The organism is uncultured Campylobacter sp., assembly GCF_938045535.1.
In the GTDB taxonomy this organism is placed as follows: Bacteria; Campylobacterota; Campylobacteria; order Campylobacterales; family Campylobacteraceae; genus Campylobacter_B.
In genome coordinates this window covers 1-13146 of the sequence record NZ_CALIMQ010000330.1, presented here as the reverse complement: position 1 = coordinate 13146, position 13146 = coordinate 1, and the positions used below count along the sequence as shown (strand labels likewise).

The 13146-nt window shown below is 47.1% G+C and carries 8 protein-coding genes; all 8 read right to left on the bottom strand.

The window, feature by feature from the left end:
• Positions 1-6: 6 nt before the first annotated feature.
• The 8 genes from Q0095_RS10155 to modB all read right to left on the bottom strand — a co-directional run bounded on the left by Q0095_RS10155 (position 7) and on the right by modB (position 12641).
• The gene (locus tag Q0095_RS10155) at positions 7-2091 is read right to left on the bottom strand and encodes a hypothetical protein (RefSeq protein ID WP_297883391.1); all 2085 of its coding nucleotides are present in this window, start codon (positions 2089-2091) and stop codon (positions 7-9) included.
• A gap of 275 nt (positions 2092-2366) precedes the next feature.
• Positions 2367-3050, bottom strand: a complete 684-nt coding sequence (locus Q0095_RS10150; RefSeq protein ID WP_177389441.1) for a response regulator transcription factor — start codon at positions 3048-3050, stop codon at positions 2367-2369.
• 914 nt (positions 3051-3964) lie between these two features.
• The gene (gene carA / locus Q0095_RS10145; RefSeq protein WP_297883390.1) at positions 3965-5083 is read right to left on the bottom strand and encodes a glutamine-hydrolyzing carbamoyl-phosphate synthase small subunit; all 1119 of its coding nucleotides are present in this window, start codon (positions 5081-5083) and stop codon (positions 3965-3967) included.
• Positions 5083-5634: a DUF507 family protein gene (locus Q0095_RS10140; RefSeq protein WP_297883389.1), complete on the bottom strand. Its 552-nt coding sequence runs from the start codon at positions 5632-5634 to the stop codon at positions 5083-5085. Before Q0095_RS10140 ends, carA begins: the two co-directional genes overlap by 1 nt.
• A 91-nt stretch (positions 5635-5725) precedes the next feature.
• Positions 5726-6976: an adenylosuccinate synthase gene (locus Q0095_RS10135; RefSeq protein WP_297883388.1), complete on the bottom strand. Its 1251-nt coding sequence runs from the start codon at positions 6974-6976 to the stop codon at positions 5726-5728.
• Complete coding sequence (locus Q0095_RS10130; RefSeq protein ID WP_297883387.1) at positions 6973-7836, bottom strand: ATP phosphoribosyltransferase regulatory subunit; 864 nt, start codon at positions 7834-7836, stop codon at positions 6973-6975. Before Q0095_RS10130 ends, Q0095_RS10135 begins: the two co-directional genes overlap by 4 nt.
• Positions 7833-11900, bottom strand: a complete 4068-nt coding sequence (locus tag Q0095_RS10125) for a diguanylate cyclase (RefSeq protein ID WP_297883386.1) — start codon at positions 11898-11900, stop codon at positions 7833-7835. Before Q0095_RS10125 ends, Q0095_RS10130 begins: the two co-directional genes overlap by 4 nt.
• 51 nt (positions 11901-11951) lie before the next feature.
• Positions 11952-12641 carry a molybdate ABC transporter permease subunit gene (gene modB / locus Q0095_RS10120; protein ID WP_297883385.1) on the bottom strand — a complete coding sequence of 230 codons (690 nt, stop codon included), beginning with the start codon at positions 12639-12641 and terminating at the stop codon, positions 11952-11954.
• Positions 12642-13146: the final 505 nt, after the last annotated feature.

Below are 13146 nucleotides of genomic sequence, written 5' to 3'. Positions count from 1 at the left end.
AAAGCTTTACAAAAACCGCGAAGGCAGTTTCTCGACGCTTTGCAGATAGCAAATCGCGCTTTTTTTAGCGCCTCTTAGCAAGCCGTCGTAGTAAAATCTTTGTAAATTTTCGCGGTCTGCGTGGCTGATGAGCCCTGCTCTAGCGCGCAAAGCAGAGTTTAAAAACATCTCTCCGCTACTGCGCTTTGGCACCAGATCATCGTTAAAATCTGGGATTATCACGCCATCAAATTGTAGCCCACGGCTCTCCAAAAGCCCCATTACCGTGACCTTTCCGCCACGAACATCATCGAGCTTAATGCGCGAAATTTCCAGCAAAAAAAGATCGATTAGATTGCCCAAGCTTAGGTTTTCGTCCTTAAATTTTCGAAGCAAAATTTTAATTAGATATAGCGGCTCTTTTAGCTTTTCTTGCAGCAGCGCGTCGCTAATTTTAGGTAAACAGGCGAGCTTGACAATTAGCGCCTCGAAATGCTCAAAGCTTACTTGCTTTGTAAAATCGCGCGCAAACTCGCCAAAAAGCGCCTCATCCACGTCCACACTCGCAAAAAACAGATCAAGCTCCTGTGGGTTTGGGCGCTGCGGATACTCATCTGCGCCCTCGCGCATTTTAGAGTGCCTAAAACGATCGCGCTGCTCAGGGCTTTTTGAATACCCATCTTCTTCCTCAAGCTCTATATGCTTCCGCTGCATAGAGTCTCGTAGGCTCCCTTGCTGCTTCCTTGAAGGCTCCTGCCGTTTTGCACTAACCGAATAATCGCGCTGCTGCGCACACTCCAAGGGCTCTTGAAACTCTACAAACTCTACCGAAAAGCTTTCCTCCTCCGCACTATCCGCGCGTTCCGCCGAAATTTCGTGCAGAATTTCAAAATTTTCCGTATTTTCAAGCTCTCGCGCAGACATAAAATTTAAATCCGCTTTAGAATTTGAAAAAATTTCGCAATCAAACGGGGAATTTTGCTGTGCGAAATTTTGCGAAATAGAATTCTCCGAAGCGAAATTCCCTAGCGCTAAATTTTGCTGTGCCGCGGAATCCTCCGTATCCAAAAATTCTCCATCCGGACTTTTGAATGCGCGGTAATCTACGCTAAATTTCGGCATGCGCGCTTCTTTTAAGCACTGCGAAATTTTCTCTAGCGTTACGTAAAATAGGCTATCTTTAAGCTTCTCTCCCATCGCAAAATTTAGCATGCGGTGCGAGCCACGAGCCCTTGCGATGCGCTCGTCGTAAATTCGCAGCGTGCCGGCAAAGCTCTCGTCGGGCAAAATCACCGCGATACGCTCCGGCGCAATGCCCGCGCGCACAAAGGATGAAATTTTTTCAAAAACGTAGCTAGCCTGCAAGCTTCGCAGCTCAAAGCCTCTACATACAACCGCTCCGCCCACGCCTAACGGCTCTCGGCTTAGAATTTCACCCGTACTAAGATTTACGCGGTATGCAAAACCTAACTCTAAGCTTATGCCGCAAAGCTCTTCCAACGCGCGCACGGGCTTGGAATTTAAAGTCGTGGCTCTAAAGCTCAATACGACCTCGCTAAGCTCCGCCACGCGCTTAAAAACCTCGAACTCAAATGCGCTAGGATTGCCGTCGATGTTGATTTCTATCCGCTCAAATCCGCGCAGATAGGATTCGTTTAGCTCATAAAGCGCGGGCAGCGTGATCTCGTCGTAAAATCCATGCTCGCGCAGAATCCTTGCATACGCCCCCGCTAGCTCTCGCAGAATTTCAAAATGCTCGGCATACCACGCGTATGTGTCACTAAGATCGAGCGCATCGATACTCACGCGCTCCGTCGCAAGCTCCTTGAAAAAGCCGAAAAGATACTCGCGGTTGCGCATAAACTCGTAAAGCTCGTTAGGGAATTTAAGCCTCTCGCCTGCGCGCTTGCTCTCGTTTACCGCTTGTTTCATAAAAAGCGCGCGATCTATCTCGCCGCAAGCGACAAGATCCGGCACAAAAAGCGCCTTTTCGTAGAATTCCGCCAACGTAATCCTGGGCGCCAACACGCCGCCGCTCTCGTTTTGCAGCGCCGCGCGTAGCGCACGCGAGCTAGTGTAGACAAAGAGATTTTTAGAGGGCAAATTTTTCAAAACAAATCCTTTAGAGCGATTCGCAGAACGCGGAATTTTGCGATATTTTAGCAAGAAATTTTTAGTTTGGGCTTTTAAGCAAAGAAGTTTTTGAAAAGCTTGAGAGGTTAAATTTTATCAAGTCAAATTTAGTAAGTTGGATGAGCGTAAAATTTTAATCTGTGGCGCTTTGAGCGCGGAATTCTACCTCGCTCCACATTAATCGCGACATATTTCGACGCAAAATTTTACGAGTGGATTCCGTAAATTACAAAGCGGCAAAAACGCGATCAAATTTAAGCGGGCTCAAGCTCGATCTTGTATCCCAGGCTCGGGACGTTTTTTATGATTTCACCACCCACTTTATCGCGGATACGCTTGACGAAGGTGCGAAGCGCCGTATCACTCACGGCTCCTTCAGTCCAAACATAACGCTTGATCTCCTCGTAAAGTACCAGCTCGCCCACACGACTGGCTAGCAGCGAAACAAAAGAAAGCTCCTTTTTAGTAAGCACGATCTGCTCGCCATCCTTCAGTAAAATACGACGAAGCCCGTCAAATACGTAGCCGGCACCCATATTTACGACTCGTACCGAGTCCAGCTTAGACTTCATCAATGCACTTATCTCTAGCACAAATGCGGCGATATCTACCGGCTTAAAGTAATACCGCTCGACGCCAATCTCCATAACGCCTTTTAGCTGCTCCTCCCTACTGAAGCCGCTAAGCACCACGATAGGGGCATGCGGAAAGATCTGCTTGATCTGGCGTATCATCTCAAGCCCATCCTCGATCGGCATTAAAATGTCGGTAATGACGAGATTAGGACTAAATTTTTTGAATTTTTTCACACCTTCAAGCCCGTTTTGGGCATTGTAAACGTTGTTAAAAATACCCTCAAACGCCTTATGCAGCGAGGCTAGTAATTTAGTATCATCCTCGACTAGCAAGACGTCCAGCTCTTTTAAAGCGCAGCTCATAGCAGACCCCTAAAGGCGAAATTTCAAACGAAATTCTTTCAAATTTTCTCTTTTATTGAGCTTAAAATAATGTTAAGTTAAAAATTTAATTTCATAAAGTAACACAACTCTTATTTTAGGTGCAAATATGGGCGGGATTAAAAAAGAAGCGTGAGTAAAAACTGCAGCATAGAGATTGGCAAAATTTAAAGTGATGCGGGCTAAATCTTATCGGTGCAAAAGAGATTTAAGAGCGGCTGAAAGTAAAATTCCAAAGCTGGCGCAGGTAAAATTTCACTACGCGGCGGAGTGGAATTTTATTTTAGGCAAATGGCTTTTAGAGAGAAATAAAAACAGCGCTGATAAGATTTTAAGGGCAGGTATAGTTTACCAAAAAACTAGGCATAACTGGCAAAACTGCGTCAATAAGATTTTAGTGAGCGAACGGCGCTAGAAAAAATTTTACGAGCGACAGGGCAGCTTGCTAGCGAAACTTTTAACGGCAACAAAATGGTTCGTCAAATTTAAAGAGCTTGAAGCCATGCTAAATGTACCGCAGGATCTGTTTTGAAAGGGCTAAGTGCGTCAAGCCAATTTTTAAATTTAAAACGCATGAAATTTAGCTGCGAGCTTAGAAGTTATACGGACACGAAATCACACGAATGAAAAGCATGCGGCGCGCAGCCAGTTTAAATTTAAAATCGCGACTAGCGCAGATCTGTTTCATCCAAAAAGCTGCTTAATCCAAAATCACCGCGACAATCCTTAGTTCGCAAAAGCGTGCTTTACTCACTACTCCGACTTGCGATTATCCAGGCTGCGACGAGCTTTAAATTTACAATGCAAAGACCGCGTTAAAAATTTAAAGCTTGCCGTAAATTTAAAATTTTACCGCGCGACTGCGATAAAATTTAGTGCAGGCAAAATTTCAAAAATCATAAAATTTCAAGAAATTCTTTAAAGATATATTTGCTCTCCGTAGGCCCTGCGCTGGCTTCTGGGTGGTGCTGCACCGAAAATACGGGATACTCCCTGTATCTCACGCCCTCGATCGTGCCGTCGAAAAGATTGCGGTGCGTGATCTCGCAGATCTGCGCTATCGTTTCGGGGACGTTGTAGTTGTGGTTTTGCGCGGTGATCTCGATCGATTTGGTGCGCAGGTTTTGCACGGGGTGGTTTGCGCCGTGCTGGCCGAATTTCAGCTTGTAGGTCTCATATCCCATCGCGTTGCTTAACAGCTGATGGCCCAGACAAATTCCAAAAATCGGCACGCGCGCTTCGACCATCTTTTTGATCTGCGCGATCTCCTCTTTAAGCATGCGCGGCTCGCCCGGGCCGTTTGATAAAAACACGCCGTCGATCTGCCCCTCTTTAAATTTAGCGATCAAGCTCTCCGCTTTAACGTCGTGCGGGAAAACCTCGACGCCGAGCCCCAGATCGCAAAGCTCGTTGAGAATGTTTCGCTTGACGCCGTAATCGATCACGGCTATCTTTTTGCCGCAGCTTGCGGGCTGGGAGTAGCTTCCGCGCTCGGCGTTCCAGCGACCCGATGCGTACTTGTACGGCGTCTTCGTGCTTACGATGCTTACGTAGTTGATCTCCTCTATACGCGCAGACTCGCTAAGCGCCTTTTTAAGAGCCGCCTTATCGCTGATCTCGGTCGAAACGAAGGCGCGCAGGCTGCCCTCGTCGCGCAGCATCTTGGTTAAAAATCTAGTGTCGATGTCGTAAACGCCGAATTTTTCGTTTTGCAGAAAATAATCCTCCAAGCTCATCTGCGAGCGGAAATTTGAAGGCTCGTTGTTAAAATTTCTTACGAAAATTCCGCTGGCATGGATTTTGGAGCTTTCCTTGTCGTTTTCGTTGATCCCTACGATGCCGATTTCGGGCATCGTAAAGATAATGAACTGCCCCGCGTAGCTGGGATCCGAGATGATCTCCTCGTAGCCCGTGGCGGAGGTGTTAAACACGAGCTCGCCGAATGCGCTGCCGCCCTTGCCGAACGCCTTAGCTTGCAGGTAGATGCCGTTTTCTATGTAGATATACGCGTTCATTACAGCATGCCCCGTTTTCTTAGCTCCTCTTCGTAGAGCTTTTCGAACACAAGCTCGTATTCTTCGGTGCCTGGGATCAATTTTTGCTTGTAGCCATCGATCTTTTCATAGACCGCATCCTCAATCTTTTGATAATTTTTAAGATATTCGTCGATCGCGTTATAAATTATCGTCTTTAGCCTGTTTTCGGAGACTTTGTAATCGATCAAATTTTTCTTCCAAACGGTTTCTAAAATTTTATGCGATATGGTGCCGTAGCGATCCTCGAAATTTAGCTCGAAATTCTCGTCGTTTGCGATGTGGCGTTTGATGAGCCAAAACATATCTTTTTTATTCACGCTCATCTCATCTAGCTCGCTTACGCGCTCATCTATCAGCTCGTTTGCGCGCTCGTCTATCGTTCTTTCTTTTTGCAGATCGCCCCTTATGATCTCATCCGCTTCCTTCGCGACGGGCTCTATGCCTGCACTAAGCGTAACACAGCCCGAGTTTAACAGATCCAGCGCTATTTTATGCGCGATATATGGCACGTGTGGTAGTCGTATTCGCATGATCGTTCCTTTAAATTCAGTTCTACGAGCGGTCGCGCCGCCCGCGTTTGCAAACGGCGGAATTTTAAAATTCTTAAAATTCCGCCCGATTTTATAAAATTATCGTGTCGCTTCTTTCGGGACTGGTAGAGATAAAGCCCACTTTCGCGCCGCTTAGCTCCTCTATTTTGCGGATATAATTTTGCGCGTTTTGCGGCAGATCTTCAAATTTTGAAATTCCCTTGACGCTGTCCCAGCCAGGCATCTGCTCATAAACCGGCTCGGCAGCTTCCAAATCGATCGGAAAATAATCGATCTCCTCCCCCTTGTAGCGATATGCGCGGCAAATTTTAATGCTCTCAAAGCCGTCTAGGACGTCAAGCTTCATAAGCGCGAGCTTGTCGATGCCGCTAAGGCGCACGGCGTATTTCGTAGCCACTCCGTCGAACCAGCCGCAGCGACGCGCCCTGCCCGTCGTGGTGCCGTACTCTTTGCCTATCTCGCGCATCGCCTCGCCTTGCGGGCCCTTATCCTCGGTAGGAAACGCGCCGTTGCCCACGCGGGTGGTGTAGGCTTTTAAAATTCCCATCACCGTGCCGATATCTTTCGGCGCAAGCCCGAGCCCGCTGCAAGCCCCGCCCGCGATAGTCGTCGAGCTCGTGACGTAAGGATAGGTGCCGTGATCGATATCAAGCAAGCTTCCTTGCGCCCCCTCTACGAGCACGCGCTTGTCGTAATCAAGCGCCTTCCACAGCATGTGCGTGGTATCTGCGATGTATGGCTCAAGCGCGCTTTTATATCGCTTTAGCTCATCGTAAATTTCAAGCTTGCTAGGAATTTTAACCCCCGCTTTTTCAAAAACGCTCTCATGCGAAGCGAAATCCCGCGATAGCGCCTCGACAAGCCTTTCGGGCTCCAAAAGCTCCGCTACGCGGTGCCCCGTGCGCGCGATCTTATCGGCATACGCAGGCCCTATGCCCTTACCGGTGGTGCCGATCGCAAGCTCGCCCTTACTCTTTTCGCGCGCCTGATCGATCAGCGAGTGGTACTGTAAATTTAAAAACGCCTTCTCGCTTATGAAAAATCTGCCCTTTAAATTTTCAAACTGCGCCATCTCGGTAATCAGCACGTCGGGGTTGATGACGACGCCGTTTCCGATAATGTTGATGATATTTTTATGAAGCACGCCGCTAGGCACCAGATGCAGCGCAAATTTCTCGCCGTTTATGACGATGGTGTGGCCTGCGTTGTGCCCGCCGCTGCTGCGGCATACGAAATCGTAATTCGCGCTTATCATATCTACGATCTTGCCCTTGCCCTCATCGCCCCACTGGGCGCCGATGACTACGTCAACTTTGCTCATTTTTCATCCTTTTGCATGATTTTTTCTATCAAAGCATCCACTAGCAGCGCAAAGCCGCTGGATTTTAGCTCGTCTATTTCGTAATTTCCGCCGTTGCAATACACTGCGTCCGCGTCTAAAAATCTAAAAAATAGCGCGTCGTAATAGCGCATTTTAGAGTAATACAGCAGCGAAACGCGGATATACTCGTAATCTACGCCTAAATTTAAAATTTCATCCAAACACGGCTTTAGCTCTTCAGGCACCTGCGCACGCAGAGCCTGCACGTCCTTTAGCGACGTGGCGCGAGCCGTAGCGTCCAACCAAGGCAAATTTTGCTCAAGCAGCGTCTCAATCTTGCCCTTTTCAAAAATTTCAAGCGGCAGATTTAAAATTTCGCAAATTTTTTTCGGAATTTCGATATTGCTCAGCTGAAGCGCGGGCATAAGATCAAATTCTTTAAAAAATTCCTGCGCGATTTTGATCGCAAGCGGCAGGTTTTTCTCCCCGATTAGCTCCGCGCCGATCTGATAAAATTCGTCGCTTGGGTATTTGAAGGTCGGCTGGACGTAAAATAGCCGCCTTAGCTTATCGTCTTTCAGCCGTTTGCGCACGATGCGCACGACGTCCACGGTGCTGTCTGCGCGAAGCGCGAGCTCGTGGTTCGTGGGATCGGAGAGCTTAAGAAGCTTTTGCGGCGCGACGCTTAGGTGCTGATGATATGAAAAATATGGCGTTAAAATTTCGCTAAAGCCGTTTTTAACGAGGATTTCGCTCGCTTTATTTTCCAGCTCGCGCTTGAGCTGTGCGCTCTTTCCGAAATAAAGCCTCGAGCCGTTGGGTATCTCGTGATCGAAATCGGCGCTAACGCTATCTATCATGCTGCCTCCAAATCGCTTATGAACTGATTTAGCCGCGTTTTAAAGCTCTGAATGAAGCTTGCCAAAACGCGGTAATCAAGCGAAAGAATATCTAAAATTTGCTTACGTATTTCTGTATTTAGCGCAAATTTTTCGCTGCCCGCGCTTTGAGTTTTATTTAAAATTTCGCCGAATTTTGCTCTAAAGCCTTCAAACTCTCCGGGGCTCAGATCGCCTGCATCGGCGCGCGAAACGAAGCTTAAAGCAAGCTCTTTGTAATCAAGCGCGTTTAAAAAGCTGATAAACTCATCTTTGTCGATGGCTGCAAGCTTGGGCGTGTCTTTAAAGCGCGCGATGAAAGCGTCTATCTCCCTGCGATCAAGCGCTTTTGCGATAAAATTTCCCTGCAGATAGTTAAATTTCAAATTGTTTAAGAGCCGCAGCGACAGCGCGTTTTCGACCCCTTGAGCACCTACTGCGAATCCAAACTCCCGCTTTAGTTTGCCCGTGATCTCCACCATCGTTCGGATAGCATTTTTTTTCTTGCCTATGTCAAGGCAGAGCTCGCGGTCGATTTTAACGATATCGAAAGGCTGGGCATTCAAGAATGGAATATTGCTTTTATTTGCACTATTAAGGGCAAATTTAACCCCAAGATCTGCATAACGCCCACGCGCAGGGGCGAATTCCTTAAAATTTTGCTCGCTAAAATCGGTTATCTCAAACATTAACTCGCCTTTTGCATTAGCTCTGTCTCGCAAGCTGTGAGCTACGAAATCGTAAAATTCGTCGTTTGTAAGCACAGCTAAACTTACGTTTATAGAGCAGTTTGCGCCTGTTTGAGCGTTAAATTCCATCATCTTTGAAAACGCAAATTTTGAGATCGGTAACTCAAATCGAGGCTCGCTTAATATCTGCGCAAAATCCTGCGGGGCAAGAATTCCGCGCTTTCCGCGATCCCAGCGTAAAAGCAGCTCATATCCGTAAATCTGCGCGCCGCTAATGATCGGCTGATAGAGCACGAAAAACTCCCCTTCTTCGATCGCCGCAGCAATCCCTTCCTCGCTAAGCCCGTCTGCTTCGGCGCGCTCAAAGATGCAGTAGCGGTTTTTGCCGCTCGTTTTGGCGCGATACATCGCCCTATCCGCGCGCGATAAAAGTCCTGAAAAATCGATCTTTTCGCTGCCGTCGTAAAACGCTGCGCCAACGCTGATGCTTGCACTAATTTCGTTGCCTTTAAGATTAAATTTCATCTTTGAAATTCCAAGCAGACGATCTAATAGCACATGCGCGGCATCCTTGCTTTGCAGATCGCCGATGATGGCGCCGAACTCATCGCCGCCTAAGCGCGCCAAGATATCGCCTTTACGCAGTAGCCCACTCATCGCCTTTGAGATAGCCTGCAAAAACATATCGCCGACCTCGTGCCCGTAGGTGTCGTTGATCGCCTTAAAGCCGTCAAAATCGATGAAAAGCACCGCCATAAGCTTGGAATTTTCGCCCGAGTTTGCGGTAAATCTCTGCGCAGCCTTCATAAAATACACTCTGTTCGGAAGCCCCGTAAGCGCGTCATGGTGGGCGATCTTAGCTAGCTCGCTCTCTTTTTGCTTTATCTGCGAAATTTCGGTAAACATCAAAATGAAATTTGAGGTGAGCGAAAAATCATCCTTTATCGCAATTGCCGTAAATAGCGCAGGAAAGGTGCCACCGCCTCTTTTTAGTCCGTAAATTTCATCTTTGTAAGAGGTCTGTTTGCCGACGAGATTTTTTCTAATCCTCTCCATCACGTCTGCTCCGCCTTCCGTAGGAGCGAAGAAATTTGGAATTTTGCCGATGGTTTGGCTTTCGCTATAGCCGGTGATTTCATAAAAGACGTTATTAGCGCGCAGCACGCGACCGCTCTCATCTGTGATTAAAATCGCCTCTAGCGAGCGCGAAAAGACGTTGGCGTTTAAATTTAACTCCAGCTCCGTCTGCTTGCGCGAGCTGATATCTTCGAGCGTAGTTTTTACAAGGCGAGAGCGAGAGCCGTGCTTTTCGGTGACGTAGCCTTGCATACTAATCCAAGTATAGGCATTAGCGGCGTTTCGCAGACGAAATTCGCAGCTAAAATCGCTCCTAAGCCCGGCGGTGCATTCGCGGATCATTTTATTGAAATTCTCTAAATCCGCGAAGTAAATTTCATAACTAAACTCCCCAAAGCTCATCGCAGTGTTTAGCCTTTTGCCGCGATATTTTAAAATTTTAAAGTAATTTTTATCAAACGATAGCGTCTGCGCATCAAGGTCGATTAAGCAGGTGCAAAAATTCCTAGTCTCGATTACCGTGCGATAAAAGTCCAAATCCTCCTGCAAGCCGCGGATCGCCTTAACATCGTCATCGATATTTTGAAAATAAAACGCAGCCCTGGCGGCGGACTTTTTGACATAGATGCTCACTTCGTAGCTATAGCGGATATTGTCATTGTGGCGAATTTTATAGCTTTGAGAAAAGCTTAGCTCTTCTGCGGGCATATCGGCTAAGCGGTTTAAAATTTCATTTTTAGCCTCATTCGCGTCCTTTTCATCCAACAAATCCCATAGCCTTATCTCGCCGCTTAAAAACTGCGCCGCTTCGTAACCCCAAAGCTCTTTTATATTTTTGCTAGCATCTACGATCTTGCCCGAAGTGTAGTCAAACACGAGCGTAACGATAGGTGCGTGATTTAAATACTCATATTTTTGCTTGGTTTCATCGTAAAATCTGCGATATTTTGACGCATCAAGTACCACAAAAAGGGTTGAAATTTTACTTCCGTCGCGGATATAAGATTTTTTAACATAAAGGTCTTTGACGCCATTTTTGGTCTCTTGGCGGGTTACGACATAGTTTTCTTTGACATAGTTTGCGCGCTGGGTTTGATAGGCGTGATCGTAAAATGAGCCTGCTTGCAGCGCGAAGATATTCCGTCCTACGACGTCATCGCCGTAAAGCTCGCGCGCGCCGTTGCTAGCGCTTTCGATCGTGCCTGCGACGTTATCGATGCTAAGCACCGAAAGAGAGCTGTATTTTAGCGCATCTTTAAAGCTGAGGCTAAAATCGCCGTGGCGCAAATTAGACTTCAAAACCTCGTCTATGGATTTAGAAATTTCTAAGACGGAGCTTAGCGGATTTAGCGCTTCTATATCGCGGATTTTGGAGTGGTAATCCCCTTGGCGCAGAGCGTTTTGAACTGCTGCAAGCGGGATGAAAACGCGCTTTTTTAAAAACGTAAAATTTGAAATTAGAAGGATCAAATAAGCTAAAATAGCCGCCGCTAGCGCTACGACGATAAAATCGTCCGCGCCCAAAAAATAGCCGGCTCGTTCGCGAGCCATTACGAAATTATCCCCAAATTTCGCAAGATATGCAAAGCCTAGCCCCGATTCGTCTTCGAAGCTCACCACTTCGCCTAGGCGCGAAAAATCAAAATCCTGCCCCAATATATCGGTTACGCTGCCAGGAGCGTTAAAAAATTTACCTTCGGCATTAAAGACCAAAATATCGCCCAGCGAGGAGAGCCTGGCAATCGGTCTAGCAGTGTTGGCAAAGCCTAGCAGATATGAATCAGCATTTACACGCTTGATCAAAAAATACCGCCACGCCCCATCCATCATCATATAGCGCGATATCCATTCATCCTTTTTTAGCTCGCTTGCGATATCCGCAAGCCGTATCTCGCCAAGATCCGAAATGCGCGCATCCGATGAAAAAAGCGCCAAGCTCTCCTGTTCCGCGCCGTGGGCGCACAGATAAAAAATAGCGTCAAATCTATGAGAAGATTTTACGGCGTTGCGGATCAAATCCGCATAAAGCTCGCTTTGTGCAGCTTCGTGCCTTGCGTCCAAAGAAATGATATTTTCTTTTAGAATTTCAAGCTCGCTAAAAAGCGACTCGTCGGTATTTTTAAGTAAAGTAATCGCCGTGCGCGTCCGCAAATCAAGCTGCGTAGCGATCCTAGTGCGCAAAAAGCTAATCTCGCAAACTACTACAAGCGTAAGCAACGCAGCGCCTAAAATCAAGGCGGCGTTAAATCTTTCGGTAACGAAGTCTTTTTTGTTTTTCATGCCAAATTCCAAATTTTGCGGGATTTTAGCAAATTTCGTTTTAAAGCCGATTTAAGCTTGTATTTTCGCGCCCTTTGCGCCCAAAAAATGCATAATCAAAAGCACGGCGAAGCTAAAGAGCAGCATCAGCGCCGAATACGCGTGAGCCTGCGCAAAATCCAGCGTCTCAGTCGCTTCGTAAATCGCAATGGAGGCGACCTTGGTCTGCTCGCTCACGCTGCCGCCGATCATCAGCACGACGCCAAACTCGCCCATCGTATGCGCAAAGCAGATCACCAAGGCGCTAAGCAGAGAGTGGCGTATCGCGGGCAATGCAACGCGGAAAAGCTTGGAGAAATAGCTCTTATCTAGCGAATCGCACGCCCAAAAAAGCGAGCGCGGAAGCGAGCGAAAGCCCGAAACCAGCGGCGAAAACATAAACGGCAGCGAGTAGATACAGCTCGCGATCACTAGCCCGCTGAAATTAAATACGAGCCGAAGCCCGAAGTGTTTGTCAAAAAACTCCCCTAGCACCGAATACGGCGATAGAAAAATGAGCAGGTAAAACCCTAGCACCGAGGGCGGCAGCACGAGCGGAAGCGAGATGATCGATTCGATCACGCTTTTGCCGCGGAAATTTTTTCTCGCCATAAAAAACGCGAGCGGCACGCAGACGATAAACAGCGCGAGCGTCGTTAAACTCGCAAGCTTTAATGAGACGAGAAACGGCGTGTAATCGAGCCCCTTTAGAATTTCAAACATTTATCCTCCGAGCTGAGCCGCTGGGCCCAAACTGTAAAATCTTAAAAGCCTAGCCCTACTTTAAAATTTAGAGGCAAAGCTAGATAGAATTTGCGCAAACCTCATAGTCATAAGGCTTTGCAAAATGAAATTTTGAAAAATTCTGCGCAAACCTAGCTGCGCAAGAGCTTTAGCAAAATGAAATTTTAAAAATTTCGCGCAAGCTAAAGCGAGCGGAATTTTATAAAATTGCTTGGCTAATAAATTCCTTCAAGCGTGCAAATTCCGTCAGGCATTTAAACTCTACTAAGCTGGCAAATTTTTAAGGTCACGAATTTTGCTGAGCTAAATTTCAAAAAGCTTAGCTTAGCTTTAAAACTTGAGCGGGCAGGATTTATCTGAGCGCAAATTTCACGCAAGATAGGCTAAACGACGCCCTCCGAACGACCTAGCGGAATTTCATTGGGACCGACAAAACGAAATTTTAAAATTTCGTATAAACCTAAAAGACCGGGTTAATGAAAAC

Coding starts and splice junctions, on each gene's coding strand:
- modB (WP_297883385.1), bottom strand. CDS start 12,641: ATGTTTGAAATTCTAAAGGGGCTCGATTACACGCCGTTTCTCGTCTCA.
- Q0095_RS10135 (WP_297883388.1), bottom strand. CDS start 6,976: ATGAGCAAAGTTGACGTAGTCATCGGCGCCCAGTGGGGCGATGAGGGC.
- Q0095_RS10150 (WP_177389441.1), bottom strand. CDS start 3,050: ATGAGCTGCGCTTTAAAAGAGCTGGACGTCTTGCTAGTCGAGGATGAT.
- carA (WP_297883390.1), bottom strand. CDS start 5,083: ATGAACGCGTATATCTACATAGAAAACGGCATCTACCTGCAAGCTAAG.
- Q0095_RS10125 (WP_297883386.1), bottom strand. CDS start 11,900: ATGAAAAACAAAAAAGACTTCGTTACCGAAAGATTTAACGCCGCCTTG.
- Q0095_RS10130 (WP_297883387.1), bottom strand. CDS start 7,836: ATGATAGATAGCGTTAGCGCCGATTTCGATCACGAGATACCCAACGGC.
- Q0095_RS10140 (WP_297883389.1), bottom strand. CDS start 5,634: ATGCGAATACGACTACCACACGTGCCATATATCGCGCATAAAATAGCG.